The sequence below is a fragment of the Akkermansia muciniphila genome (genome assembly GCF_018709685.1).
GTDB classification, from domain to species: Bacteria; Verrucomicrobiota; Verrucomicrobiia; order Verrucomicrobiales; family Akkermansiaceae; genus Akkermansia; species Akkermansia muciniphila_E.
This window is the reverse complement of record NZ_JABDHQ010000001.1, coordinates 291,866-316,058: the sequence shown is the minus strand read 5'-3', so window position 1 is coordinate 316,058 and position 24,193 is coordinate 291,866. Positions and strand designations below refer to the sequence as shown.

The window sequence follows — 24,193 nt, the reverse complement described above, 5'->3', positions numbered from 1 at the left end:
CATACCAACCATAGAAAACAAATGAAGACCTATACTCTCCCCGTCATCGGCATCATGACTCTCGGAGCCGCCGCCTTTGCCGCCGCCACGCCTTCCACGGCATCCACCGGAGGCGTCCTGCCGGCCCGCGACAGTTTTTCCGCCTGCAAATGGCTCGGCGACCGGTTCAAGTGGTTCAATGCGGAACGGGATCACAAGAATCCCTACATCCAGGAGTTCAACGTTTCCCTGCGCATGCAGTACGGCATGGACTGGATTGACCCGAACGGCGAAGGACGCGTGATGGGTGAAAAGGAAGGCAACGGACGCCGCTTTAACGACGAGTGGCGCCGTTTCCGCGCCGGATTCAACATGAAGTTCCTGAAGAACTTCAAATTCAACAACGTCTGGAACATCGGCGGCATGGACGGTCTGGAAAGCTATAACGCAAAGACCAACACCTGGGACACCTCCGACCTGACTTATTCCCTGTATGAACTGAATCTGGAATACAAGGGCGGCCCTGTCACCTACGCTATCGGCAAAATGAAGCCGCGCATCACCGGAGAATACCGCACCTCCTCCTCCGCCATCCTGACCATTGAACGCTCCATGCTGGTCAACCAGCTCCGCCCGGAGACCAACTACGGGTTCCAGGTGAACAATTCCGACAAGAAGGATACGCTGGGCTGGGCCGCGGGCATCTGGATGAACGGCAACGGAGGCACGGGCACCGGAACGTTCAACAACCGCATTGAGCCCGCCTTCAATTCCCAGGACAACTGCTTTGTCACCGGCACGCTGAGCTATGACACGTCCAACGACGTTTTCCTGAAGAAGAGCCGCCTGTGGCTGGATTACGCACATAACTTCACCAAATGGGGAGACGACGCCCGGAACAAGGCGTACGACAAGCTGCATGACTACAGCTTCAAGTCCAAGTACCAGGGCACCGGAGCCAAGGACGTGGTGGCCCTGACCTGGGAAGGCTCCCAGGGGGATTTTTCCCTGATGACGGAAGTGATGGCCGGGTTCAACGTCATCGGCATGAAGGCCGGGGCTGAAAACGTGTTCGGCGTGACCATCATGCCGTCCTACCAATTCACGCCCCACTGGGAAGGCGTCCTCCGCTACCAGATGGCAGCGGGCAGCAACGCCGTGAAGTGGGAAAAACGCTACACGCAGAACTCCACCTATTCCGGCACGTCCGACTGCATGCAGGCCCTGTACCTGGGCGTCAACTATTACATTTTCGAATGCAATCCGAACATGGCCAAGATCATGGCGGGCATCGAATACGCCCATTCCAACGGCACGGACGCCAGCAAGCAGAAAGGCTTCACCGGCTGGAGCTATAACATCGCGTTCCGCACCAATTTCTAATCTGCCGAACAGCATCATCCCGTCAATATATGGCCGCCTCTATTCAGGGGCGGCCATTTTTGACGGAGGAAAAACCCACGTGGCAGTTCCCCCAGAAGACGGCGGCCGTCACTTCCGTAATGCCTTCCATATTCAAATACCTGGTCCTTAACAAATCGGAAGAAGCATGCCCCATTTCCATCTGCAATACATGCAGATTCTTGAAATGCCTGGCAAAATAACTGGCGAACGTATGCCTTAAAATATCCGCAGTCCATTTCTTCTCCTTCCCGTCCCACCCGGCCAGACGTCTCAACGCCCTCCACTTCGCCGGCCAGTTATGCGGGCACACGCTTCCTGTCCCGAATCCCATAGCCGCAGCTCGCTCCAGCAGGTTTCTCAAAACCGGCCGGATCGTCACGATGCGAGCTCCTCCCGTTTTGCTGTGCCTCGCCTTCAAGGAAACCATGCCCTCCCGTAAATTAATCTGTGCCCAATCCAGGCGCCTCACCTCCTCCGGACGAATACCGGCATACAGCATAAGCCCAATCGCGGCCAGGCACGCCCCGTTGGCATACTCCTCCGCCGCCGTTAGCAACCGGTGCATTTCTTCCAGAGACAGCACGGGAATAGGGTTCTCCTTCAGCCTTGGAAGGTCTACATACGCCACCGGGTTTTCCCGGCACCAGCCGCGTTTCACAGCTGTTCCGAAAACACCGCTAAGCACCAACCGGGCCTTATGCCTCTGCCTGAGGGTTCCAAATGATTTTTCCAGCCAGCCACGGCATTCCTGGGGCGTGATGAAGCGTACAGGCCTCCGGGCCATTTCCGGACAGCACCTTAACAGACGCCGGCTGATATAACGGAAATCATCCCTGGTTCTTTTCCTCCGGTCATGCCGGGCCTCCATGGCCTCATCCACGGCTCTCCTGAACGCCACGGTTTTTCTTCTGGCAATTAAAGCCTCCTCTCCCAGCCGGATGCATTCCCTCGCTCTCTTCCGGCGGCCGCCGCGCCCCCTGCTGGCCTGTAGCAATTCATGCGCCAGCTGGGCGGCTTCTACCACATCCAGCCCTGTTTTTCTTAAAATGGCCAGAGCCGCATGGTCCATTGCTGATATTTCCTCTTTCATTCCATCTATTTTGCCGCGGGTTCGGAATCCGCAGTCAAGTAAAAATAGTACTTTATTAATCAAAAGGTTCAGTGATTCCATCCTATTACCCTTCACCGCACCGCTATCCCGGTAATTCTTTTTCAAACCGTTTAATGACAAAGAGGACGCAGGAATTTCTATACGGATTCCGAATTCGCTATCTGTCAACACAGGCCTTCTCTTTTGGGCATCCGCGGTTGCATGACGCCGCATGAAACCTCCCATCAAAAGAAGACCTGTCAAAATAATTAATCGGAGTTATATGAAATAATGAAACTATATAGAATAGTCTTGTAGCATTGATTATCATCCATCAGGTGATGAGATTGGAATATTAAACACATCATCGTGCTCTCTTATCCAATGACCGGATGGAGACAAATCAAACAACTGAAGCGAAAGAAGATTAAAGTAAAAATTCAGTAGAATAATTTCGCCGCAAGATTTTCAAAATATCCCGACTATTGATATTCATCAAATTTCTCAGATAAAAAACAGAGGATATAAATAAAAAACTAAATCAAACAATTCGCAAAAATATGTTTATCCGATTACAATCGACCGTAAAACGCTCATTATTGTATTTAGGCATGGCCGTCATGGCTTTGGGGGTGATGCCCCAAACTGCGGATGCTCAGGTTGAAGGTCGTGATCCGGTGTTGATTAAATTAAGTTCTTCAAGCTCCCAAAACGCCCATATCGAAAACCTGAAGAAATGGCATCTCATTTCGGAATACCGCCACTTTACGCCGGGTTCGTTCACGCCGCCTGCGGAGATTCCCTTTGAGCAGCTCTCCGCCGCTGATGCTAAAAAAGCCCAATACTGGTATGGGGCGACGCGCATTCACATATGCATTAACGAAGAATCGGTTAATTACTATAATAGAGTAGTTTATCCTGAAGCCGTTAAATTTTTTGGCAAGATAGCTACCGATTCTAAAACCTCAACGGTGAGCGCCAAGGTCAGAGAAAAAAAAGATAATTTAGAGGAAAAGTCCAACGGCATGACGCTGGGTATTGCCGATGCCGTCGAACCGTTGCTGACCGGGCGTGGATGCAAGGTTATTTTGATTCGCACGCAGGAAACCGCTTTTGCCAATCTGAAGGATGGGCAGTCCGTTCGTTGCGAGGTGACGATTTTTACCATCCCTGAGGCTTATAAAGGCTTTGTGGTTAATCCGCCATCTTCCTACGGCAAGTTGGTCCTGGGTATTAAAAACGCGCAAGGCGGTCATGTCGGCGAACTAGAAAAAACCGTCGGAATCGGGCCTTTCATGCACACGAACGACAGCAATATCATCTTTCACGGTTTTGGCGTGGATTATGCCAGAAACGGAGATATTTACCTGACTCGTTCCGTGCTGTTTGATCGTTTCTTCCTTTACTCCAAGCCTGCCGGCGGCAACGTGAAGTTTGACCTCAAGTGGGAAGAACCTCAAAATATTCAAGCTCGCCAAAAAGCGGAGGATAAGCAAAGAGCCTATGAAGACAGTCAACCCGGCTTCTGGACATACCTCGCTTTGACTATTGTCGTCCTTGTTTGGTTATCGTTACCCTATATGATTTGGGTTCTGTATCAGGAATCAAAGCGTCGTTTTGTTCCTTTAACCTCATCGGAAAGCAATAGTAGCATCGGCAATGTAGCGCCGAACATGGAGAATGCCGACAAGCTTTTCGAAGAAACGGGCAACTTCTTGAACACTCTGGTGTGCAGAGATGTTGACGGGGAATCGATTGCCTTCTACACCAAACGCACGGAAGTAAATAAGGGCTATGAGCTTCTTGCCAGACTGATTGCTCTGCCGCACAAAACTGCCGAACAGATTGAGCTGATTAATGAACTCGGTGCTAATCTGAATGAAGCCCAGCACCGTTACCGCAGCGGCAGCATTTGGACGCTGATTGGCGCAGTCGTCGTCTTCTGCTTTATAGGCTTCATGATGTACACCGTCGGTAACTCTATCTTAGGGGCGATTACATGGTTCGGCTTTGCGATTATTTACTACTTGTCCACGTTATGCCCTGCATACAAGTTGGCTAATCCGGAACCGGTTTATCAGAAAATCTTTGTATTCATTCTGAAATTGACTGGGTTAGGTTCTCTGGCCGTGGCCGCCTCCATAGCAGCCAACGAATATGGCCGTGTTTACCGCGACTCTTACGGAAATCTGTATAAAGAAAGAGATGATGGTACGGGATGTCTGCTTGGCGCAATTATTGCCTGTTTTGTACTCGTACTCTCTCCGTTCCTGTTCATGCTTAACAATATTTGCAGCTTTTTCAGAAATTATCTGGGCAACAAGTAAGACAAGCCAATAAAATCAGGGAAGAATTCTTGGTTTATTGGGAACAAAGAAAAACTTCTTAGTATTATGATCGTCCTGCCGTAATCCCCCAAATGAGTTCTCTAAACTTCTTCTCTGAAATGCGGGAACGGCTCAATAAAGCGTATTCGTCCCTCATAGAACAGTATTCCAATGTTCCTGCCATAGCGCAAAAACTAAAGACGGCACAAAGCGGCTGGGCAAGCTTCCTGGATTCCCTGGAGGGGGGCATATGCCGCATGCCTGACGTAGGAGGATTAAAAAGAACAAAACAGCCAATGATTTGAGTTTAACATGGGGCGCCTGAACTGCGATGCCACCGAGTGGTATTGCCGCACCCTGAAAGAACTGCTGGACACTATCAAGATGAACGGCTTTTAACCGGACGAAAATTATCAACTACTACCATATTAGATGCATATGAATATCACAAAGGCATCCATCAATATTATTCGAGCTACCGCATTCGTTTTTCTTTCCTTACCGGCATCAGCGCAAATTCCCCCGGAAGTAAAAATGCTGGAATTAACCTTTCGGGAACAAGAAAGGAAAATAAACGATGCAGCTTTTACCAAATACAAGCCGGAGCTGACCAGGCTTATGAATGAATGTGTCAGAAACGAGGATTTTGAACAGGCCAAGCATATCAAAGATATTCTTGAGCAAAAGATCCTTCTCGGCATTCAGGAAGAGAAAGAAGATGATTACTCACACTTCATCGGGCAATGGGAAGAAGTTGCCGGCGGCTACGTTTATTTAAGCCGCTTCAATGGAAAGCAGGCTCAGCAAAAGTCCGGCAATACCGCATGGCTGGATAAGGGCGGAGTGGACAAGGATTTTTCATCCTCCGACATCATCAGGCTTAATGAAACCCGGACGGTATGGTTCTACTGGCTCAGAACGGACCGCGACGATCGTATTTTCCAGGTAAACCATGCTACCAAACTGGTTTCCCTTTTGAAGCGGAAGGGAGGAAGCGAGAAAGAAGCGGATCACCCCGCCAACACCTCATCTTTCCCGAAATTCGACCTTCTTTCTGAAAAAATTCATGCCGATATGGAAGCCGGAAAGGAAAAACTGGCCCGGCAATACGTGCAAGCCCTGCAAAAAAAAAGTAAGGAATGGGGTGTTTCCGGCCATCTGGAAGCGGCTATCTGGGCACGCAAACGCGCCCAAGGATTGCAAAAGGGAAATAACAAGGAGAAACAACAGCTCCAGGACATTATCGGAACATGGGATTTCCCTTCAGGCACTATCCGAATCAAGGATCCGAAAAAATTCCTAGTGGATAAGGAAAACATAACTTTCGAGTATATACGTTCCTTGAACGGTAGTGTTCACTTGTTCAATATCCAGGAAATCAAACAACAGAAAATAGTGGCCCGGGTTAACAACCTGCTTCTCATTATTCCTTACGACTGCCGCGGACCATTCCAGGAAGGGACCTTGAAGCCCTGATTTTTTCACAAAAACGCCCTCTCTCCTTCAGGACGCAGTTCCAGAAGAAACGCAAACCAATATTTCCCTTTTATCGGGGTAATCCAAACTTGCCATCGCTTGCTGATGATCTTAAGGTCATCAGCTTGGGCTGGGCGGTGTATTCACGGCCTTTTTTTACCAGGCCTCCGGCGCTCACCAGGGACTGGAGCTTTTCATAAATGCGCAGCCTCAGGATTTCCTCGCCGCCCAGGGACATGTGCTTCTCCTTCATCACGATAACGGTACGCTGGAAGATATCGTTGAATTCCAGCATGCCCGCCTCATGAAGAATGACAATAAGCTCATCAGTCACCAAATCCGGTGTCTTGCGCGAGGAACGTGATCTCCTATCCTCCAGCATGATGATAGGATACTATCATGACACACTTCCAGGCGTCAAGTTGATAAGACTTGCGTCATTTTCCCCCGGCGCGGGACAGGAAGAGCATGAGAGGCGAACATCCGGAAACGGATAAGGAATTTCCCTGGGGCCGAAGATGCGCTTATTTCCCCATCCGCGGGATTCACCGGAAAGATATTCTGCAAGAAGCGGGGAAAAGGGATACGTATTACCTGTAATCCGGGCCATTCGGAATAACAGCCCCGGAATTTCATTTTTACAGCGGAGAAGTGATGAACCCGTTCATTTTCTGTCCATGCATAGCCGCCGCGGTTTTTCTGGCCCCTTTTTCCCTGTGGGCCGGGGAAGCCGTATTCATGACCTACAATGTGAAGAACGGCACCGGCATGGACGGCAGGCGGGATGATGACCGCACGGCGCGGGTAATCATGGCGGCGAAACCGGACGTCGCGGCCCTTCAGGAACTGGACAGCAAGACAAAAAGGAGCGGCGGCAAGGACACTTTGCAGGAATTGGCCGTAAGGACAAAGTTGACGGGGACGTACGCCAAGGCCATTGATTATTCGGGCGGTTCCTATGGAGTGGGCCTTTTGTCCCGGGAGAAGCCTTTGAGCGTCCGGCGAATTCCTTTGCCCGGCAGGGAGGAGGCGCGCGTGCTGCTGATGGCCGAGTTCAAGGATTATTGTTTTTGCGTCACGCATTTGTCCCTGACACAGGAGGACAGCAACGCCTCCATTGACATAATTGCCGCCCTGGCCGCGGAATGCAGGAAGCCCTTTTTCATTGCGGGAGATTTCAATTTGACGCCGGACTCGGAACCGGTGGCCAGGATGAAGAAGCACTTCATCCTGCTGAGCGATTCTTCCCAAAAGACGTTCCCTGCCGACCATCCGGCGGAATGTATTGATTACATCTGGATGTACAGGGGGAGAAAGGCGGAGGCGTTCAAGGTGGCGGAACGCAGGGTGATTGAAGAACCTGCCACTTCCGACCACCGCCCGGTTAAAGTAGTGGTCCGCTATTAATGCCTTCGGCCCGTCAATGGGCGGTTCTTGGCGCGTTCACGCCGCCCACCAGCAGCACGATTTCCCCTTTGGGGGCGCGTTCCGCAAATTCCGCCGCCAGGCGTGCAGCGGGGCCGCGGTGGTAGGTTTCAAAGGTTTTAGTGAGTTCCCTGGCTACGCAGACGGGTACGTCCGGATCCAGCGCCGCCAGCGCCTGCACGGTTTTGACGATGCGGTGGGGGGATTCATAAAAGATGCTCGTGTGGCTGGCTTCCACCGCCGCCTGGAGCATGGCCCCTTTCCTGCCGGATTTGACAGGAAGAAAGCCGCCAAAGAAGAAGGCGTCCGTAGGCAGTCCGGAACCCACCAGCGCCGTCACCACGGCGGACGGTCCGGGCAGCACGGTGAAGCTGACTTCCTTTTCCTTGAGCGTCTGGATGAGGCGGTACCCCGGATCACTCACGCCCGGCATTCCCGCATCACTGATCACGGCGAAGCTTTCCCCTCCGGCGGCACGGGCGGCAATTTCCCCGGCGCGGGACTGCTCGTTGTGGTCATGCATGCTCATCAGCGGCTTCCGGATTTCATAATGGGAGAGCAGCAGGCCGGAATGGCGGGTGTCTTCACACGCTATGACGTCTACCTTGCGCAGCACGTCCAGCGCCCGCAGGGTGATGTCCGCCCGGTTGCCGATCGGTACCGGGACAAAGTAAACGCTGTATTCCACTTCCGCCATAAGCAAGGATTCTCCGGAACAGTAAAGGCCTATCCGTTGGTAAGGGTTTCCGCTATGGAGGTGGCTACCAGCCGCGCCGCATAGGAGAGGGCGTTGGTCCGGGCCGTCTGGATGTTGCCCAGATCAAAGAACTGGCCCACTTCCTCGGCAGAGCTGGCATACAGAACCTCGTTCGTCCTGCCGTCCACCACACGGTATTTGACGGCCAGGCGCAGGCCCAGTTCCGTACTTTTATAGGTGTCTTCCCGGCTGGAACGCAACTGGTCAAAGGTGATGGAGTACACTTCCCCCTCCACCCGGATGTCCGCCCCGGAGCGGGAGCTCAGCTTGTAGGTGCCGTCCCGCTGGAGTTCATCCGCCAGAGCGCCGGTCACCAGCGTGGCGGCGCGGGGTTCCAGGGAGTTGTTGGCAAAGAGGCAGACCTGGACGGTTTTCGCAAATTCCAGCTTGGGCGGCTTGGTGCCCCCCAGCTGGTAGCCGCAGGAGCCGGCCAGCAGGCACAGCGCGGGCAGAAGAAGTTTAAACAGGTGCCGGAGGCGGTTCATGCGGAGGGAGGGTTCCTGTTATTTGCTGGTGACGCCCAGTTTTTTCAGGCGCGCCTTCGCCGTAGCGGCGGCGGCGGGATTGATGTTGCCCTTGGAGGCCACTTCCTGGTAGCAGAAGATGGCCGCATTGGTGTCCTTCATCTTGGTAAGGTAGTATTCCGCCACTTCCAGCTGCTGGGATACCAGTTCACGCTTCATGGCGGCCAGGTCGGAACGGGCGGCCCCGGCGCGGGAGCTGTTGGGGTAGCGCTGGAGATAGTCTTCATACGCTTCCTGGGCGCGGGCCACATTGACGTGGTTGCGGTCCCCGTCAGCGGCGGCCTGGCGGTAAAGGGTGGCTATCTGGAGCTGGGCCGTGGGGGCCAGCGGAGAATGCGGGTGGTTGTCCACCAGGTTCTGGTACGCTTCAATGGCCTCCTTCATCCGGCCGCGGGCGGCCAGGTAGCTGCCCAGCACATTCATGGCCTGCGGGGCGGTGGGTGCGTACGGGGCGTTGTCGCGCACGTGGTTCAGCCATTCCGTGACGTTCTTGGGGTCCATCCTGACGTCAAACATCCATAGCACGCGGTTGGTCAGCGCGCCGCTCGCGGCGCCGAAGGCCATTTCCTTCTGCCGCTCCATGGCCTGCTTGTACAGCGGGCTGTCCGGGTGCCGGTCAATGAGCTTCTGGTACTGGTCAAAGGCATCCGCGGGTTCCTTGCGGGCTTCATAGAGTTCCGCCATTCTGAACCGGGCCTGCGGCGCTTCCTTGGAAAGGGGGTGCTTTTCCACCACGCGCTTGTATTTCTTGATGGCGCCGGACAGGTCGTTTTTCGCTTCCTTCGCCTTGGCTTCCTGCATCAGGGCAATCGCCTGCTGGTCCACCATGCGGACGGTTCCGGGGGGCGGGGGCGCTTCCGAAGAGCACTGGCACAGCACCAGCGTTCCGGAGACGGCGGCCATCATGACAAGCAGCTTTTTCACATTCATGACTTTACAGCAGAAAAAGAGGGCGCGTCAACCCGGTGAACGCAGATTGACGCGCAAAAAGAGTTAATGGCCCTTGCCGTATACGGCCTCAGCGTCAAAAACAACGCCTCCGTCCGCTTCGCGCAGCGTGACGGGTTCCCCCTGCGGCTGCGCCTTCAGTTCCTCGCCAAAGGGCACGGAACGGTAGAAGCAGGAGTGGTGCCCGGTGTGGCAGGCTCCGGCGCCGCACTGGTCCACCAGCACGATCAGGGCGTCCTGGTCACAGTCAATCAGGATTTGCTTTACTTTCTGCACGTGGCCGCTGGTCGCGCCCTTGTGCCAGATTTCCTGGCGGCTGCGGGAGTAGTAAACGGCTTCTCCCAGCTCCATGGTCATGCGCAGAGATTCCGCATTCATGTAGGCCAGCATCAGCGGTTCATGGGTAACGTAGTCCATGGCGAGGGCCGGAATGAGGCCGTTCTGGTCAAATTTGGGGGCGAATTCCACGCCTTTTTCCACATTCACCTTGCCGCGGTCGGCAAAGACAATCCGGGATGAGATGTCATTTTGTTCCATAACCGGCCCCTTTAGTACATGAAATATCCGACATATACCAATCTTTTCTGTTGCCCTGACGCAACGAAATGGTTTCATAGGGAGCGTATGGCATTCACGGCATCCCAAGCGTTCGACCTGCTCCGCACCGCCTTCTCCCGCAACCGGCTTCCCCACGCCCTGCTCATTGTGGGAGACGAACACCAGGGAGCCTCCCGCCTGATTCTTCAACTGCTGGAGCTGATGAACGGCATCCGGGCAGACCACCTGGACGGCGTGCGGGACGAGTACTGCCGCCTGGTGCGCCCCAAGTCCAAGTCGCGCCGCATCCTGCGGGACGACATCCGCGCGGTGGAGCCTTTCCTCCAGCAGCGCGCGGCGGAGGGGAAATGGAAGATCGCCGTGTTCATGGATGCGGAGCGCATGAATGACGAGGCCGCCAACGCCTTCCTGAAAACCCTGGAGGAGCCGCCCAGCCAGTGCCTGCTGATTCTGGCCACCTCCCAGCCGGACCAGCTTCTCCAGACCATCATTTCCCGCTGCGTGCGCGTCAACCTGCTGCAATCCGCGGAATTCAGGCTCACCCCCATCCAGGAGGCCCTGCTGCCCCACTGGCTGGAGACCTGCCGCAACCTGGACAATGACCTGGCCGCGCTGGCCTTCCGCAGCAAGTTCGTGGACGTCATGACGGAGGCCAAGGCCGCCATCACCAAAAACCTGAACCAGGCCCTGAAGGATGAGGCTAAGGAAGCCGCCCAGGGCACGGACACCTCCGACTGGGAGTCCCGCAACAAGGACGCGAATGCCGCCCAGATAGAGACGGAGTACCTGGAACAGCGCAACCAGGCCCTGGAACTGCTCATCAGCTGGTTCGGCCAGGCGGCCCTGATCGCCTCCGGAGCCCCGGAGGTCACGCCGATTCATCCGGAGGTGCGCACGCTGGCCGCACAGATGCCCGTGAACGAATTGCTGAAGCGCATGGAAGCCCTCAACAGGCTTCGCGACGATTTGAATTTCAACATTCATGAAGCCCTGGCGCTGGACGTCCACCTGCTGGCTGCCGTCGGGTCTTCCTGAATGAAGACTCCCTCACCCCCTACCCCACTATGACCTGCTACCCCTGCCTGCTGTTGTCAGCCGCCCTCTTCCTCGGCTGTTCGTCCGCCGTCCGCGCCGTCACCCCGGAAGAAGGAAGGCGCATTTACCTGGAAGCGAAGGAAGGAAACGCGGAATCCCAGTACCGCCTGGGCCTGTGCTTCCTGAAGGGAGACGGCGTGAAGCGCAGCCTCTCCCAGGCCAAATTCTGGTTTTCCAAGGCGGCCAGGCAGGGGCACCGCACGGCGGAACGCTCCCTGCGCCTGGTTCCCCAAAAGGCCCCCCTGCCCGTGGACCCTTCCGCCGACCGGGCCACCCGGGAGAAGAAAGGGCTGGAATTGTATGAGTACCTGTACAAGCTGAAGGATTACAGGCCCGCGCGGGAAAGCACAACCTCCTCCGTCACCATTAACGGCAAGAAAAAGTATGACAAGCTGCCGGAACAGGGGACAAAGCCGGACCTTTCCAAAGTGAGCGCCTTCATCCGCGCCGGAGCGGATGTGAATTACCAGGGGGAGGGCATCAGGGGGGATAATTCCTGCGCGCTGGCCCTGGCGCTGGACATGCAGTTTTTTGAATTGGCGGACCTCCTGATTGCCAATGGGGCGGACGTCAATCTGGAAATTGGCCGGTCTGACGAGTATAAAAACGCCTCTTCCTCCCTTCTTTCCAGGCATTATTTCAATCCCAGGGCTCCGCAGGCGGCCTATCTGCTGGAACATGGGGCGGACCCGGATTACGTGTGCAATGACGGCAGAACGCTGCTGATTTCCGCCGCCAGGTACGGGAATGAGGAGAGCGTCAGGGTCCTGCTGGAAAACGGCGCGGACCCCAATAAACCCAACGGCAAGCCGCGGCTAGGCCATTACAAGCCGGCCCATTCGGAAACGGCCCTGTGGGTGCTCGCGGACGTTTCCGGCCTTCAGGAAAATTCCATAAACGCCGCCGCCAAATTGTTGATTGAGCACAAGGCGGACGTAAATTTCCGCGCCAGGGGCGGGGCCACTCCCCTGGACCGCGCCATCGCCACCGGAAAGAGCAGCCTGGCGCGCCTCCTGAAAGAAGCGGGGGCCAAAACCTCCAGGGAATTAGACGGCAAATAAGGCGCGGAAGCTCAGCCTTTTTCCCTTCCCTGCCAGAGGCGGGGGAGAAGAATTTCCTCATAAGCGCGGAATTTCTGCTCATACGTCAGCCGCGCCGCCGCCGGGCTGGTGGAGGGCATCTGGATGATGGCAGGGGTTTCCCGGAGAAATAGTTCCGGAAAATACCGTTTGAGGTATTTATGGGAGGCGGTGCCGTTGCAGCAGACGGTGCCGATGCCGGGAAAGCATTCCAGCAGGGCGGCAATGTCATTGGGCTGTTCCTGGGAGATGTGCTGGTCCAGGCTGCCGGGCCTGACGCCGGAGGCCACCACGTCCCACAGCCCCACCCCGCCCCGGTTGAGGAGAGACAGGCGTTCCCCATACGGCAGGGAAGGGTCAAAGCCCAGCAGGGTTCCCATGATTTTCCAGAAGGCGTTGCGGGGGTGGGCGTAATATTGCGCCTGCCGCAGGGATTCGTCTCCCGGCAGGGAGCCGAGCACCAGCACGGAGCATTCCGGCGTGACGGAGGGAGGGAAGGAGCATTTCTTCACAGCAGGAAATAGTCAGGGGTTCTGCATGCCGGAGTACCTGCGCACTTCCTTGATGCCCACCTCCTGCCGGAGCAGTGAGGAGAGCCACGGGTGGCTTCCCACCGCCGGGGCCAGGTTGAACCGCTCCGGCCTGGTGATGCGCGTGAAGATGACGCGCCTGATCTGGGATTTGGGCACCGTTTTGGCTCCGTAGCCGTCCGGCATGTTGGAGGACCAGAAGGTGACCGTGTCCCCGCCGTCCTTCACCAGAACGGTCAGGTGGCCGGATTCCCGGCGCCCGATGTGGTCCGTCCAGAATATTTTCATGAAGTCTCCGGGGCGGGCCTTCCGCCAGTCTTCAAAGTTGACGCCGGCCCCCAGCCTGTGCACCAGCACGGCCAGGCCGGGACCGTTGGCATTCGCCCAGCCCCACGGCCCTTCGCCGTCATGCTGGCCCAGGCGGGGAATGAGGGCCAGCCATGCGCGCTCGGAAATAACGGGCTGCGGCTGGGCGGCGTCCCATAGCTGCAGGGATTTTAAAAGGAGCAGGTAGCAGGCGGAGGAACAGAAGGAGGGCGTGGCCTCCCGGAGGAGGAAGACGGGACGGCGCGTGCGGGGGTCCCAGCGGCAGGTTTTCTCCGCCAGGGCTTCCATGGCCTGCCTGTTGGTCTTGTATCCGCCGCCGGTCCGGAATTGGGAAAGCCCGGCGCGCAGGGACTGGTACCATGCGGCCTCTCCGGGAGTCATAGCCGCGCCGCGCCGCGCGGGGGCGTGTTCCGCAGCCGTAACGGCTGCGGAACACAGCAGCCCGAGGCAGCAAATCAATGTCAGGGCGTTCCTCATCCTTGCCCCACAGGGTATACGGGCGGCGGAAAATATCAAGGGCGGATTGCGCGCGCAGCGCTGTACGGAAAGGGAAGAAGGCCATAGCCTTTTCCCCGGAATTCCTGTTGTTTTGTCTGGACTTATCGCACAACGTCCCTTACTGTGCGTCAGGTCACGCGCCGGGTATGCGGAGCGGAGAGGCAACGCACCTTGGGCGGACCTTGTTTCCGGTATTTATTTTTAACCACCACGGACCACATAGAGGCATCATACCATGGCAAAACGCGAAGACATCCGCAAAATCCTCATCATCGGCTCAGGCCCCATCATCATCGGCCAGGCCTGCGAGTTCGACTACTCCGGCACCCAGGCCTGCAAGGCCCTGCGCGCTGAAGGTTACGACGTCGTTCTGGTGAACTCCAACCCCGCCACCATCATGACGGACCCGGGCATGGCGGACCACACCTACATTGAGCCTCTGACCGTGGACCGCATCACGGCCGTGATTGAGAAGGAACGCCCGGATGCCCTGCTGCCCAACCTCGGCGGCCAGACGGCCCTGAACCTGGCCTCCAAGCTGAATGAGGAAGGCATCCTGAAGCAGTACAACGTGGAAGTCATCGGCGTGGACCTGGAAGCCATCGCCCGCGGCGAAGACCGCATCATTTTCAAGGAAACCATGGACAAGATCGGCGTGCCGGTGGCCAAGTCCGAACCCGTCTATACCGTGGAGGAAGCGGAGAAGGTGGCCGCCGAGCTGGGCTACCCCGTCGTGCTCCGCCCCGCCTACACCATGGGCGGCACGGGCGGCGGTATCGTGTACAACGTGGAGGAACTGCGCCAGATCGTCCCCCGCGGCCTGGCCGCCTCACTGATCAACCAGGTGCTGGTGGAAGAATGCGTGCTGGGCTGGGAAGAACTGGAACTGGAAGTCGTGCGCGACGCCAAGGGCGAGAAGATCACCGTCTGCTTTATTGAAAACGTGGACCCCATGGGCGTGCACACCGGAGACAGCTTCTGCGTAGCTCCCATGCTGACCGTTCCGCAGGACGTGCAGGACAGGCTTCAGGATTACTCCTACCGCATTCTGGACGCCATCGGCGTCACGGGCGGCACGAACGTGCAGTTTGCCCACAACCGTGAGGACAACCGCATCATCGTCATTGAGATCAACCCCCGCACCTCCCGGTCCTCCGCCCTGGCCTCCAAGGCCACCGGCTTCCCCATCGCCTCCGTCTCCACCAAGCTGGCCTCCGGCATCACGATGGACGAGCTGCCCTACTGGCGCAAGGGCTCCCTGGAAAAGTACGAGCCTTACGGCGACTACGTCGTCGTCAAGTTCGCCCGCTGGGCCTTTGAAAAGTTCCCCAAGGCAGCCGACAAGCTTGGCACCCAGATGAAGGCCGTGGGGGAAGTGATGAGCATTGGACAGAACTTCAAGGAAGCCTTCCAGAAGGCCGTGCGCTCCCTGGAAATCGGCCGCGCCGGGCTGGGCCGCGTGAAGAAGCTGGAAGCCCTGACCACGCCGGAACTGCGTGAAAAGATCACGTACGGCAACAGCGAACGCTTTTTCCAGATTTACGAGCTCCTGCGCCGCGGCGTGACCGTGGAGGAAATCGTGAAGCTGACCCGCATCACCCCGTTCTTCATTGAGCAGATGAAGGAACTGGCGGACTTTGACTTCTCCCTGGACAGCCAGGACTGGGACTCCCTGCCCGTGGAAACCCTGCGCCAGGCCAAGGAAATGGGCTTCTCCGACAAGTATCTGGCCCAGATTTTCAACGTGCCTGAAAAGGCCGTCCGCACCCGCCGCCAGAAAAACGGCATCACGGCCACCTACCGCATCGTGCCCGTCAGCGGCGTGGAACACGCGGAATACTACTATTCCACCTACAGTGGCGCAGAGGATGAAGTGCCCGTGAACGACAAGAAGAAAATCATGATCCTGGGCGGCGGTCCCAACCGCATCGGCCAGGGCATTGAGTTTGACTACACCTGCGTGCACGCCGCCTTCACCCTGCGGGACAACGGGTATGAATCCATCATGGTGAACTGCAACCCGGAAACGGTCTCCACGGACTTTGACACGGCCAACAAGCTGTACTTTGAACCCGTGACCGTGGAAGACGTGCTGGCTATTTACGAGAAGGAAAAACCGGAAGGCGTCATCGTCCAGTTCGGCGGCCAGACCCCGCTCAACATCGCCCAGGCCCTCAAGGACGCCGGCGTGAAGATCATGGGCACCCAGCCGGAAGGCATCCGCCTGGCGGAAGACCGCGAGTACTTCCGCGAACGCATGATTGCCCTGAACATCCTCCAGCCGGAAAGCGGCACCGCCCGCTCCCTGGAGGAAGCCGTGGAACTGGGTCGCCGGATCGGCTACCCGGTGATGGTGCGCCCCTCCTTCGTGCTGGGCGGCCGCGGCATGGAAGTGATTTACGATGAAGAAAACCTGAAGCGCTACGGCGTGGAGGCCATTCAGGTCAGCCCGGAATATCCCATGCTGATCGACCGCTTCCTGGACAACGCCATTGAAGCGGAAGTGGACGCGCTGGCCGACGGCACGGACACCTTCGTGGCTACCGTGATGGAACACATTGAGCTGGCCGGCATCCACTCCGGGGACTCCGCCTGCGCCATCCCCCCCGTGACCATCGCCCCCAAGCACGTCCGCACCATTGAGGAACACGCCGCCAAGATCGCCAAGGACTTCCAGGTGAAAGGCATTCTGAACGTGCAGTTCGCCATCTGCGACGACGAGGTGTACATCATTGAAGCCAACCCCCGCGCCTCCCGCACGGTGCCCATCGTCTCCAAGGTCACGGGCATCTCCATGGCGCGCCACGCCACGGAAATCATGCTGGGCAAGAAGCTCAAGGACCTGGGCCTGAAGCCGCGCGCCTGCCGCTTCATCGGCGTGAAGGAAGCCGTCTTCCCGTTCAACATGTTCCCGGAAGTGGACCCCGTGCTGGGACCGGAAATGCGCGCCACGGGCGAAGTCATGGGCATTGCGGACAACTTCGGCATGGCCTATTACAAGGCCCAGGAAGCCGCAGGCTGCATCCTGCCCACTTCCGGCAAGGTGCTCGTCACCGTCTCCGACCGCGACAAGAAGTTCATTGAACCCATCGCCCGGGACCTCATCTCCCTGGGCTTCAAGATCGTCTCCACCGGCGGCACCGCGGAATACCTGCGCGGCCAGGGCGTGGAAACGGAAGTGGTCAACAAGCTGCATGAAGGCCGCCCGAACCTGGGCGACATGATCACCAACAAGCAGATTGACCTGATTATCAATACCCCGGTGGACCGCACCAGCATGATTGACGACTCCTTCATCCGCATGCAGTCCATTCAGAAGAAGATTCCCTACATGACTACCATCGCCGCCGCCAGGGCCACGGTGGAGGGCATCCGTTCCGCCCAGCAGGTGAAGGTATCCCCCCGCTCCCTCCAGGAATATCATTCCTGAACGCGGACAGCTCCAGCCGTTTAAAAGGAATGCCCCGCATGCCGGAAAAGCATGCGGGGCATTTTTTAACCGGAAACCCTATTGCCGGGTGACTTTCAGGCGCAGGAAGCGGCGCGCGTTCCCGCCGTGCACGGGCTCCGGGTCTTCAAAAACCGCTTCCGTTTTTCCCTTTGTCTCCATAACTTGGACGGGCGCCCACGTTTCCAGATCAGGGGAACACTCCACGGAATGCTCCACGTCAACGGCCTGCGGATTAACGGGCCATTCAAGCACAAGGCATTTGCCGCCGTTCTCCTTTTCCCTGACCGTGAGCCGGGTAACGCTTCCGCATGGCTTGAGCGGGTCAAGTCCCGTGGCGTACTTCATCAGGTTGGAAATGCCGTCCCCGACCGGGCATGCGTCCGGAGCCATTTGGTCCTCCGGCGTTCCGACCGGAAAACGGTCTTTCTTCCATTGGTCATACGGGCTCCCGGCCTGGGTGATGGAAAGCAGGCGGGTCAGCCCTTCCGGCGTGGCCACCTCCATGGAGCCGCTTCTGGAAGCGGGAGAATTGTTGGGAGCAGCCGTCACGGTGAAACTTCCGTCTCCATGGCCGGAGAGGGTTTCCGGCACGGCCCAGGACGCATGGGAAGCAACGTTCCATGCACCCTCACAAACAACGTCTATCCGCACGCCCCCGGCGCCTTCCCTGCCCAAGGAAAGCTGTTCGGGAGAAACGCGGAAAACAGTCACCGCCTTCTGGGAAGATTCAAAGTACAGCTCCGGCAGGGAATCCTGCCCCATCTTCCACGGAGAGGAGTCATCCTCCCCAAAGGAAAAGCCCAGCCCGTTCCACACATTTCCGGAACCGTCCACGGACGCGGAGGCGCCATTCCTGTTGTTGGCGCGGTGGACGGCGGAAATGTCCTCCCCATGCGCGGAAATGGCGGAGGCGCTGTTGAAGGCATTGTTTTCCAGGACGGAATCCGCCATGTATCCCAGAATGCCCCCTGCATAAACGCTGGCCGCCGTGCCCGCGACAGACCCGGAAGCCGCGCACCCGGTATAGCTCCCTCCCATGTCATAGCCGCAAAACCCTCCCGCCATGGCATAATAGGAACCCGCCGTTCCTTCCACGTTCCCGGCCCCGTAGCAGCGTGAAAACGTGCCTCCCCGGTGGTTGTACCCGGTGAACCCGCCCGCCATGGCCGTACAGGCTCCGGAGGCTGCCGCGGCGTGCGCCGCCACCCTGGAGACGGAGCGGCAATTCTCGCTGCTTCCCAGGCCGTTCCTTCCTGAAAATCCGCCCGCACAGGCATAATCCTGGGAAGAGTAAACACTTACTTCCGCCCCTCTGGCGGCGCAGTTCACGTACCGGCAGCGCACGCTGTCTCCGGTGAATCCTCCGGCCCAGCCCTTGGCGGAATGAAGAATCCGCACGCTGCCGGAGGCAGCGCAGTTCATGAACCCGGCGCAGGAGGCAAACCCCATGAAACCGCCCAGCGTAAATGTCTTGCCTTCATCATCGGCCTCCACGGTACAGGTGGAAAAACAATTCCGGAACGTGGAGGATACGCCGTCATCCGCCTCCGGCAGAAAAGCCGCCATCCCGCCTCCGTAGCCATGGAAAAAGGAGTCAAATTCCACGCCGCTTTCCCGCGTCACCACCACGCGGCCTTGGGAATAACAGCCCTCCAGGGAACTTCCGGCATGCCCCGTGCCCAGGAAGCCCCCGGCAAAAAAGGAGGCGGAAACGGAGCACGCGGCGCCGCACCGCACAAAGGTGGAACCGCCGCCGTCCCGCCCTACCAGGCCGCCTGCTTCATAAAGGGAGCTGACGCTCCCTTCCACCGTGCAATACAGGAACCGGGTTCCCCTGGAAAAAGCCGCCAGGGCGCCGGCGGATGAAACAGCCCTGACAGTCTGGGAGACGGAAACGTTCCTGAGATGGATGTCCCGGATATCCGCCTCATGCAATGCCGCAAAAAGCCCTGCATGGGCAAGACCGTCCGTTTGCACGGAGACATTGGAAATGGTATGCCCGCGACCGTCCAGCTTCCCCTGGAAGGCTCCGGTCCCGTCTTCCACGGCGGAAGAGGAGCCGATGGGCGTCCAGGCTCCTTTCAGAACAATGTCCCCGGTCAGGATAAAGTGCTTGTCCCTGTGCGCCGGTCCGCAATAACCGCCCAGCGCGGCCAGCCCCTCCGGACTGGAAATCAGGTAGGGGGCCTCCCGGCTGCCGTCCCCGCCGTCAAAACTGGACGCCCCGCAGACCGGAGGAACGGCAAGAGCGGCCATCAGGAACAGCCCCGCACGGAAAAGGGATGAGCGGAACCCACCGGAGAAAAACAGGGAAAGGAGACGCTGCATGGCATCAGGGATGGTAATAATACTCCACACGGTCATAATAGGCGGTATTGTCCTGCGTGGGGAGATGGTCCCCCATGAACACCAGGTTTTCCACGCTGCAATAAATGAAGAACGGGAAACTTGTTCCAAACGTCACCCGCTGGGTCTGCCGGACTTCACCGTCTATCAGCCATTTTACTTCATAATTGCCGTTGACCAGCGTCAAATCCATCTCCACGGTATGCCAGCCCGTCTTGACAAGCTGTCTTCCGGATACGTAGGGATTGGCCTGGGAAGTCATCGCGACGACCAGGTCGTCATCTCCGGCGCCCAGCCTGGTTCTCTCCGCCTGGGTGCCGGAACCTATTTCAAAATCCAGTTCATGCTGGTCGTCGCAGTAAATCCAGGCGCCTATGCTCGTTCTTCCGCACTTGTCCAGTTTGGGCAGGTAAAGGCGCCATTTATAACGCCCTGTGGTATAAATCTTGTCCTTCGTCAGTACTTTACGGCGGTCCTGCGTTCCCTTGCGCACATGAATGGCCAGGAGGCCGTTTTCCGTAACGGTCCTCGGTTCGGGATTCGGGTCAGGATCATGGGGGGTATTCTGGTTCATATGCTGCCAGTCCTCCATCTCATTGAAATCCCACGTCCTGTGCCGCACGTCAACGGGAGGCGCGGAAGGGTGCGCCGGGTCCAGGAGATCGGGGCGGACGGCCTCCATGACCACCCTGGCTTCCTCTTCCGTCGTAATGGCCTTCCCCCACAACGCGATATTGTCAAAATCAGCCGCCGCGGCCTCATTGGCATTGTTGCCCGTGCACCCCAGCCCTATCAAACGAATTCGGGGCGCGAACTGGAAATTCCCCGCAATGGTGCAGGTTCCCCTGTGCCTGCCGTCAATAAAGAGGTTCACGGACGTATTACGGATGGAATACACCACGGAATGCCACTCGTCCCCGGCGGGAACCGCCGGAGGGGATGCGCTGGAATTGCCGGATTCATCTTTCCAGGAGCTGGAACTCGTACCGCCTGCTCCCCAGATGGTCCAGCCGCTGTTGACGGTAGCCCCGTCAATGGCAAACAAAGCGCTTCCCCCCGTATAACGGCGGACATTGAATGAAATGGAAAAATCCCTGCTGGACAGGGGCAACCCATTCCCATTGGAAATTTGCAGGCTGTTCCCGGTTCCGCCCGCAGCGCGTACATAACCGGAATTGTTCACGCCGCCCGTTTCATGATGCACGAGGCCGCCCGGGGTAATCATCACCGGAGTCCCTCTCGTAAACGGCACGTTGCCCGTACCGGCGGTAAGCTTCTCCGGAGTGCCTGCCGCGTCAAAATCCAGAAGATAGATCAACTGGTTGGTTGATAAATCCGCATGCAATTGATTACAAAGGCAGAGGACCGCCGCCAAGTAGAGTAGTTTCGCCATCATGATCAACCGGATTCTGAAATGAAAAGCCTCCCGGAGCGAGCAAATAAACGGGAAAGAATGAGGCGGCTCAACGCCGTCTGCGCCGGATCAGGAGGCCAAGAAGGCCGAACAGCTCCAGAGAGGCGGCAGAAGCTTCCGGAACCATGGCGTCCGAAGCGGGATGCTCTGCCAGGAATTGCACCTCTTCCGCACTCAGTTCCCTGTTCCACAGGCTGAAATCATCCATTTTCAGCGTACCCGCATTCACGCCGTTATTCCCGCAGCCCAATTGGAAAAAATTAAGCGTTCCGAGATCGGCGTCTCCAAAATTGTAAGTCGCCGTTCTCGTGCCGTCCAGATACAGGGAAATGGCGCCGTTCCCGGTCGTCATCGTAAAATTCTGCCAGTTGGAGGTATTGCTGGTCAATGTGCCTACATTCCCAGCATAAAAATTCCCCTGGGAGGAACTCACGAACAGTTGAATGGAATTGCCGATGGTTTCAAACTGAAACGTCCGGCCAGTATCCGTCGTCATGCGCAGGACATAATTGCCGTTCAGGGAAACGTCCTTGAATTGAAAATTAACGGAAAAATGGTTCGCGCTGATATTGGCCGCACTTAACGCGGATGTTCCCGGATGCGCGCCGGAAGCTCCGGCCAAATTCAAGTGCCCCGCGCTGCCGAAAGCTCCGCTTGGCGCGATTCCCGTTCCTCCCCACGCACTGATGCCCCCGGTATACCCGGTGTAGCTGTCGTATTCGGCCGCGGCAGTATCAAATCCCATGTGGATGGCCAGTCCTTCCTGAAGAGGAGAAGAAACCGCAAGGGAAGCGCCATGGGAAATTCCCATGGAAGACATTCCGGATGTTACTAGAATCATGGATAATATTCTCATGGCGGTCTAATTCTTAGCGGATTTTTAATCCGGGGCGCTTGTTCAGATTCAACTGTGAAGGCTCGAAAACCGGGCGTGTCCGGTTGAACGGAATGCGAAGCATGAAGCCCGCAGGGAGAGTGAATCGGAAAGATGAACGAATCGGCCTTTCATTCCCCACTGGCTGTTTTCCCTCCAAACCGTGGGAAAAAGTCCTTCCACCGTAACCTCTGATGACCGCGCTGTCGGGAACACGGACCTCCCGGAATAAATGAATGAACAAACTCCTGCCAGCCTTCCCCTTCCCCCGGTCTTTCTCCCCGCCATAGTCCGGGAAGTTTTTTCACAACCTCCTTTCCCTTAAAATCAACCCTTGACGCCGGATTAAAAATCCGTCCCATGCCGCTAACCGTTTCCAGCGCTTCTCTTACGGCATTTCCTCAGGAAATTACGCTCCGGTAATCTCCATGCACACAAGCGTAGCGTTGTCCTGATTGGGAGCTCCGTCCCTGGTGATGCCGTCCAGCACGGAACGCACCAGTTCCTCCGCAGACAACATGGACAGGTAACGCATGCCGACAGGGCCCAGGGAGTCCAGGTAAGGCCCCACTCCGTCACTGGCCACCAGCAGGCGGTCTCCCGGCAACAGGGGGAAACAATCAACCCGCAGATCCACGTGGGGCACCTCCTTCCCCATCAGGGCGGAAGTCAGGGAATGGCGGGCGGGATGGCACAAAGCCTCTTCCCTGGTGATGGAACCTTCCGCCACCATCTGTTCCAGCTCCGCGGAATATTGATGCAGCGCATTGAGCAAAAACATTTGCTCCTCCCGGACCAGTAGGAGAAGGGAATCCCCCACGCTGGCCCAGCGCAGCCCATCTGCGCCAATCCAGGCGGCTACCAGGGTAGTGCCCATTTCATCGTCGGAGCCTCGCTTCTTCCGGACAATCCGCACCTGTTCATTGGCCGCGTGCACGGCGTTTTTCAGCCTCTTCCCGGGAGCGGCGCGTCCCTCCCGTTCAAACGTCCGTGAAAATCCTTCCACGGCGGCACGGCTGGCCAGCTCCCCTCCGGTATAGCCCCCCATGCCGTCCGCCAGGACAATCACCAGCGCATCATCCGCCGCCAGGATGGAAAAGGAGTCCTGCTGATTGCTCCGTGCGCCCAGAATCTGGTCCCCATGCAATCCGGACACCAGGAAAGGTTCTTGAGAAGAAGGCTGCTGCATCATGTGGAAGTTTATTCTAACATACCCCTTTTCCTGAAGAAAGCGGGAAGATGGCGAAGGAAGCAGTTGCCGCACCGGCGCGCCTCTCCGAACCAGACAAGAAAAACTTTCCATTCATCATCCGGAGCCACCGGGGAACTACCCGAGATAGGCAACGGTTTCATGGGGAATCGTGAGCTTTCCGCCCGTCTGGAAGCGGTCAAACAGATGGTTGAGCGCTTCCAGCCACGCGGCATGGCCCTCTTCCAGCTCTCCGGGGGAATAGGAAGAGGAAAGCATGCGCCGGATGTACTGTTCCCGCGTATAGGACAGCTCGTTCGGGAAACGGAAGACCTGGAAATGATGGTCAAAGAAATCGGCTATCCTCCCCTGGATATCCGCCAGTCCCCCGCTGAAGCCGTAAAACCGCGGGCAATACAGGCGATGGATGCGCCCTTCTTCCAGAACCGCCGGAGAGTCTTCTGCCCTGGAATTCCAGATCAGGGCAATCTTTCCTCCCGGAGCCAGGATGCGGCGGCATTCCCGTTTGAACGCGGCGGCGTCAAACCAGTGGAACGCCTGCGCCGCCGTCACCAGGTCCACGGAAGCATCCGGAAGCAGGGTATGTTCCGCCGTGCCGGGCACGGAATGGAAAAGCGGGAACTCCCTCAACAGCTTCTCCGCTTCTTCCCTCATGTCATTATTGGGTTCCACGCCGTACACGGTCCAGCCGCGCTCCAGCATGGCGCGGGACAGAATGCCCGTGCCGGAACCCGCATCCGCTGCGCGGAGGGGCTCGCGCCCTCCTTCCTGCGCCAGCAGGTCAAGGAGCCCCTCCGGATAACCGCGGCGGCCCTGGGTGTAGGAAGCGGCTTTTCCGGTGAATTTGCCTGTATTGTCCATCACTCTGGCGGAAAATGTCT

Annotated in this window: 20 protein-coding genes; 7 read left to right on the top strand and 13 right to left on the bottom strand. The window is 57.4% G+C overall.

Annotated features, from left to right (window positions below; translation table 11 throughout):
• Positions 1 to 21 precede the first annotated feature (21 nt).
• Entirely contained in the window at positions 22 to 1,362 is a 1,341-nt protein-coding gene (locus tag HHJ06_RS01275; RefSeq protein ID WP_215426997.1) for a porin, read from the top strand.
• Between the two features lie 43 nt (positions 1,363 to 1,405).
• On the opposite strand, the gene HHJ06_RS01270 is transcribed toward HHJ06_RS01275, so the two are convergent.
• Positions 1,406 to 2,452: a tyrosine-type recombinase/integrase gene (locus HHJ06_RS01270; protein WP_215426996.1), complete on the bottom strand. Its 1,047-nt coding sequence runs from the start codon at positions 2,450 to 2,452 to the stop codon at positions 1,406 to 1,408.
• 581 nt (positions 2,453 to 3,033) lie between these two features.
• Here HHJ06_RS01270 and HHJ06_RS01265 point away from each other — a divergent pair.
• Entirely contained in the window at positions 3,034 to 4,800 is a 1,767-nt protein-coding gene (locus HHJ06_RS01265; protein ID WP_215426995.1) for a hypothetical protein, read from the top strand.
• A 438-nt stretch (positions 4,801 to 5,238) separates the two neighbouring features.
• A complete protein-coding gene (locus HHJ06_RS01260; protein WP_215426994.1) occupies positions 5,239 to 6,276 on the top strand; it encodes a UvrB/UvrC motif-containing protein in 1,038 nt (345 codons plus the stop codon).
• A gap of 70 nt (positions 6,277 to 6,346) precedes the next feature.
• Here HHJ06_RS01260 and HHJ06_RS01255 read toward each other — a convergent pair whose 3' ends face one another.
• Positions 6,347 to 6,610, bottom strand: a complete 264-nt coding sequence (locus tag HHJ06_RS01255) for a hypothetical protein (RefSeq protein WP_215426993.1) — start codon at positions 6,608 to 6,610, stop codon at positions 6,347 to 6,349.
• Positions 6,611 to 6,930: 320 nt separating this feature from the next.
• Between HHJ06_RS01255 and HHJ06_RS01250 the strand changes: the two genes are divergently transcribed.
• Positions 6,931 to 7,683, top strand: coding sequence for an endonuclease/exonuclease/phosphatase family protein (locus HHJ06_RS01250; protein ID WP_215426992.1), 753 nt, complete (start codon positions 6,931 to 6,933; stop codon positions 7,681 to 7,683).
• Between the two features lie 13 nt (positions 7,684 to 7,696).
• Here HHJ06_RS01250 and rsmI read toward each other — a convergent pair whose 3' ends face one another.
• From rsmI to hisI, 4 genes are all read right to left on the bottom strand, one after another.
• A complete protein-coding gene (gene rsmI / locus HHJ06_RS01245) occupies positions 7,697 to 8,398 on the bottom strand; it encodes a 16S rRNA (cytidine(1402)-2'-O)-methyltransferase (RefSeq protein WP_215426991.1) in 702 nt (233 codons plus the stop codon).
• A gap of 29 nt (positions 8,399 to 8,427) precedes the next feature.
• Complete coding sequence (gene lptE / locus HHJ06_RS01240) at positions 8,428 to 8,943, bottom strand: LPS assembly lipoprotein LptE (RefSeq protein WP_215426990.1); 516 nt, start codon at positions 8,941 to 8,943, stop codon at positions 8,428 to 8,430.
• 18 nt (positions 8,944 to 8,961) lie between these two features.
• The gene (locus HHJ06_RS01235) at positions 8,962 to 9,906 is read right to left on the bottom strand and encodes an outer membrane protein assembly factor BamD (RefSeq protein ID WP_215426989.1); all 945 of its coding nucleotides are present in this window, start codon (positions 9,904 to 9,906) and stop codon (positions 8,962 to 8,964) included.
• 69 nt (positions 9,907 to 9,975) lie between these two features.
• Positions 9,976 to 10,467, bottom strand: coding sequence for a phosphoribosyl-AMP cyclohydrolase (gene hisI / locus HHJ06_RS01230; protein WP_215426988.1), 492 nt, complete (start codon positions 10,465 to 10,467; stop codon positions 9,976 to 9,978).
• An 87-nt stretch (positions 10,468 to 10,554) separates the two neighbouring features.
• On the opposite strand from hisI, the gene HHJ06_RS01225 reads away from it, so the two are divergent.
• Together HHJ06_RS01225 and HHJ06_RS01220 are read left to right on the top strand one after the other, a co-directional pair.
• Positions 10,555 to 11,523 carry a hypothetical protein gene (locus HHJ06_RS01225; protein WP_215426987.1) on the top strand — a complete coding sequence of 323 codons (969 nt, stop codon included), beginning with the start codon at positions 10,555 to 10,557 and terminating at the stop codon, positions 11,521 to 11,523.
• Positions 11,524 to 11,552: 29 nt separating this feature from the next.
• On the top strand, positions 11,553 to 12,644 hold the full coding sequence (locus HHJ06_RS01220) for an ankyrin repeat domain-containing protein (RefSeq protein ID WP_215426986.1): 1,092 nt from the start codon (positions 11,553 to 11,555) through the stop codon (positions 12,642 to 12,644).
• A gap of 11 nt (positions 12,645 to 12,655) precedes the next feature.
• Here the strand turns inward: HHJ06_RS01220 and HHJ06_RS01215 are convergent, their stop codons facing one another.
• Positions 12,656 to 13,174: a DNA-deoxyinosine glycosylase gene (locus HHJ06_RS01215; protein WP_215426985.1), complete on the bottom strand. Its 519-nt coding sequence runs from the start codon at positions 13,172 to 13,174 to the stop codon at positions 12,656 to 12,658.
• 12 nt (positions 13,175 to 13,186) lie between these two features.
• Positions 13,187 to 13,996 (bottom strand): hypothetical protein, encoded by an 810-nt coding sequence (locus HHJ06_RS01210; protein ID WP_215426984.1) that lies wholly within the window; start codon positions 13,994 to 13,996, stop codon positions 13,187 to 13,189.
• Between the two features lie 256 nt (positions 13,997 to 14,252).
• Here HHJ06_RS01210 and carB point away from each other — a divergent pair, with 256 nt between their 5' ends.
• Entirely contained in the window at positions 14,253 to 17,447 is a 3,195-nt protein-coding gene (gene carB, locus HHJ06_RS01205; protein ID WP_215426983.1) for a carbamoyl-phosphate synthase large subunit, read from the top strand.
• Between the two features lie 78 nt (positions 17,448 to 17,525).
• Here carB and HHJ06_RS01200 read toward each other — a convergent pair whose 3' ends face one another.
• The 5 genes from HHJ06_RS01200 to HHJ06_RS01180 all read right to left on the bottom strand — a co-directional run bounded on the left by HHJ06_RS01200 (position 17,526) and on the right by HHJ06_RS01180 (position 24,173).
• Complete coding sequence (locus tag HHJ06_RS01200; RefSeq protein WP_215426982.1) at positions 17,526 to 19,826, bottom strand: BACON domain-containing protein; 2,301 nt, start codon at positions 19,824 to 19,826, stop codon at positions 17,526 to 17,528.
• Positions 19,801 to 21,210 (bottom strand): LamG domain-containing protein, encoded by a 1,410-nt coding sequence (locus HHJ06_RS01195; protein WP_215426981.1) that lies wholly within the window; start codon positions 21,208 to 21,210, stop codon positions 19,801 to 19,803. The genes HHJ06_RS01200 and HHJ06_RS01195 overlap by 26 nt, the downstream gene beginning before the upstream one ends.
• Positions 21,211 to 21,277: 67 nt before the next feature.
• Entirely contained in the window at positions 21,278 to 22,069 is a 792-nt protein-coding gene (locus HHJ06_RS01190; RefSeq protein ID WP_215426980.1) for a LamG domain-containing protein, read from the bottom strand.
• A 442-nt stretch (positions 22,070 to 22,511) separates the two neighbouring features.
• The gene (locus tag HHJ06_RS01185; RefSeq protein ID WP_215426979.1) at positions 22,512 to 23,258 is read right to left on the bottom strand and encodes a PP2C family protein-serine/threonine phosphatase; all 747 of its coding nucleotides are present in this window, start codon (positions 23,256 to 23,258) and stop codon (positions 22,512 to 22,514) included.
• 171 nt (positions 23,259 to 23,429) lie between these two features.
• Positions 23,430 to 24,173, bottom strand: a complete 744-nt coding sequence (locus tag HHJ06_RS01180) for a class I SAM-dependent methyltransferase (RefSeq protein WP_251841363.1) — start codon at positions 24,171 to 24,173, stop codon at positions 23,430 to 23,432.
• Positions 24,174 to 24,193: the final 20 nt, after the last annotated feature.

Excerpts from the sequence above, each read along its gene's own strand:
- HHJ06_RS01275 (WP_215426997.1), top strand. The coding sequence starts at position 22 with ATGAAGACCTATACTCTCCCCGTCATCGGCATCATGACTCTCGGAGCC.
- HHJ06_RS01270 (WP_215426996.1), bottom strand. The coding sequence starts at position 2,452 with ATGGACCATGCGGCTCTGGCCATTTTAAGAAAAACAGGGCTGGATGTG.
- HHJ06_RS01265 (WP_215426995.1), top strand. The coding sequence starts at position 3,034 with ATGTTTATCCGATTACAATCGACCGTAAAACGCTCATTATTGTATTTA.
- HHJ06_RS01260 (WP_215426994.1), top strand. The coding sequence starts at position 5,239 with ATGAATATCACAAAGGCATCCATCAATATTATTCGAGCTACCGCATTC.
- HHJ06_RS01250 (WP_215426992.1), top strand. The coding sequence starts at position 6,931 with ATGAACCCGTTCATTTTCTGTCCATGCATAGCCGCCGCGGTTTTTCTG.
- rsmI (WP_215426991.1), bottom strand. The coding sequence starts at position 8,398 with ATGGCGGAAGTGGAATACAGCGTTTACTTTGTCCCGGTACCGATCGGC.
- lptE (WP_215426990.1), bottom strand. The coding sequence starts at position 8,943 with ATGAACCGCCTCCGGCACCTGTTTAAACTTCTTCTGCCCGCGCTGTGC.
- hisI (WP_215426988.1), bottom strand. The coding sequence starts at position 10,467 with ATGGAACAAAATGACATCTCATCCCGGATTGTCTTTGCCGACCGCGGC.
- HHJ06_RS01225 (WP_215426987.1), top strand. The coding sequence starts at position 10,555 with ATGGCATTCACGGCATCCCAAGCGTTCGACCTGCTCCGCACCGCCTTC.
- HHJ06_RS01220 (WP_215426986.1), top strand. The coding sequence starts at position 11,553 with ATGACCTGCTACCCCTGCCTGCTGTTGTCAGCCGCCCTCTTCCTCGGC.
- HHJ06_RS01210 (WP_215426984.1), bottom strand. The coding sequence starts at position 13,996 with ATGAGGAACGCCCTGACATTGATTTGCTGCCTCGGGCTGCTGTGTTCC.
- carB (WP_215426983.1), top strand. The coding sequence starts at position 14,253 with ATGGCAAAACGCGAAGACATCCGCAAAATCCTCATCATCGGCTCAGGC.
- HHJ06_RS01195 (WP_215426981.1), bottom strand. The coding sequence starts at position 21,210 with ATGATGGCGAAACTACTCTACTTGGCGGCGGTCCTCTGCCTTTGTAAT.
- HHJ06_RS01190 (WP_215426980.1), bottom strand. The coding sequence starts at position 22,069 with ATGATTCTAGTAACATCCGGAATGTCTTCCATGGGAATTTCCCATGGC.
- HHJ06_RS01180 (WP_251841363.1), bottom strand. The coding sequence starts at position 24,173 with ATGGACAATACAGGCAAATTCACCGGAAAAGCCGCTTCCTACACCCAG.